Source organism: Herbaspirillum lusitanum P6-12 (assembly GCF_000256565.1).
Lineage (GTDB): Bacteria > Pseudomonadota > Gammaproteobacteria > Burkholderiales > Burkholderiaceae_D > Herbaspirillum > Herbaspirillum lusitanum.
Window position 1 is genome coordinate 1 of record NZ_AJHH01000591.1, and the last position, 1,338, is coordinate 1,338.

Annotated in this window: 2 protein-coding genes; one reads left to right on the plus strand and one right to left on the minus strand. The window is 62.9% G+C overall.

What is annotated here, in order from left to right:
* Positions 1 to 42: 42 nt before the first annotated feature.
* Positions 43 to 435, minus strand: coding sequence for a MarR family winged helix-turn-helix transcriptional regulator (locus HLUSI_RS0119455; RefSeq protein ID WP_016835539.1), 393 nt, complete (start codon positions 433 to 435; stop codon positions 43 to 45).
* Between the two features lie 104 nt (positions 436 to 539).
* Between HLUSI_RS0119455 and HLUSI_RS0119460 the strand changes: the two genes are divergently transcribed.
* Positions 540 to 1,274 (plus strand): siderophore-interacting protein, encoded by a 735-nt coding sequence (locus HLUSI_RS0119460; RefSeq protein WP_016835540.1) that lies wholly within the window; start codon positions 540 to 542, stop codon positions 1,272 to 1,274.
* Positions 1,275 to 1,338: the final 64 nt, after the last annotated feature.

Consider the following 1,338-nt stretch of genomic DNA (forward strand, 5'->3'; position numbering starts at 1 on the left):
TTTTGCCGATGGCGCTGATCGCCTGCCGCTTCCGGCAAACAGCTAGCGCCCTTTTTCCAGATTGGTCTGGATAATCTCCATCAACTGCACCAGCTCTTCGCATTGCTGCGCGGACAGACCGTCGACTGCGCGTTCCAGTATCTGCGCGCCCGACTTCATCAACTCGGCGTGCAAAGCCTGCCCCTGCGGGCTCAGTTGCAGGCAGGTGCTGCGCCGGTCCGTGACGTCTTCCTTCGATTCCAGATAGCCGCCGTCGCGCAGGCCGCGCACCAGCCGGGTGAGCTGCGCCTTGTCGCGTCCCGAATGGGCGGCCAGGTCTTTTTGCGTGGCGCCGGGATGATGCGCGAAGTAGTTGAGCACGCGGCTTTCCATGTGCGTGATGCCATGCTCGTCGTCGCGAAACGCCTGCGAGCGCCCCGAACGGTAAAGGTGCATCACCGTGTGGATGGCGTCAAAGACCCTTTCGGCGGCAGGTGATTGGTTGACTTTATCAACTTGTTTTCTCATAATGATGACATTATCAACCAATTTCTCCGATCATGGAATCCAAATCAATCACCCGCGAAGTGCAACGCGTCCGTTATGAACTCAAGTTCCGCGACGTCAAGGTCGCCGCCGTCCGCGCTACCGGCGCCAACATGCTCAGCGTGACCTTCCACGGCGACGCACTGGAAGACTTCACCTCGCTGTCGTTCGACGACCACGTCAAGTTCGTTTTCCCGGATGCATCAGGCGCCTCGGTACGACGCGATTACACGCCGATCGGCCACGATGCGCAGCGCAAGGAACTGGTGCTGGAGTTCGCCCTGCACGCCGAAGGCGCCGCCACCGACTGGGCGCGCCAGGCCCAGGTCGGCATGGACGCCGTCATCGCCGGCCCGCGCGGCTCGATGGTGGTGCCGCTCGATTACGACTGGCATTTGCTGGCGGGCGACCTGTCGTCGTTGCCGGCGATCACGCGCCGTCTCCAGGAGTTGCCGGCCGGCGCCAAAGTGCTGGCCGTGATCGAAGCGTCGGACGGCGATATCCGCGAGTTCGACACCAAAGCCGACCTCGACGTCAAATGGGTGAAGTCGGGTGAGGAACTGGTCGCCGCCCTGCGCGCGCTCACGCTGCCTGCCGGCGAAGGCTATGTCTGGGCCGCCGGCGAAGCGGTCGTGATGAAGGCGGTGCGCGCCGTGCTGGCCGATGACAAACAACATCCCAGGGAAGCCATGCGCGTGTCCGTCTACTGGAAGCGCGGCGCGTCCGATTTCCACGAGAAGCTGGACTGAGCCGGCGGATCGACAACGCCGTCTGTAGCGCAAATACGTCGCCGCAGCCGAGCATCAACAGACG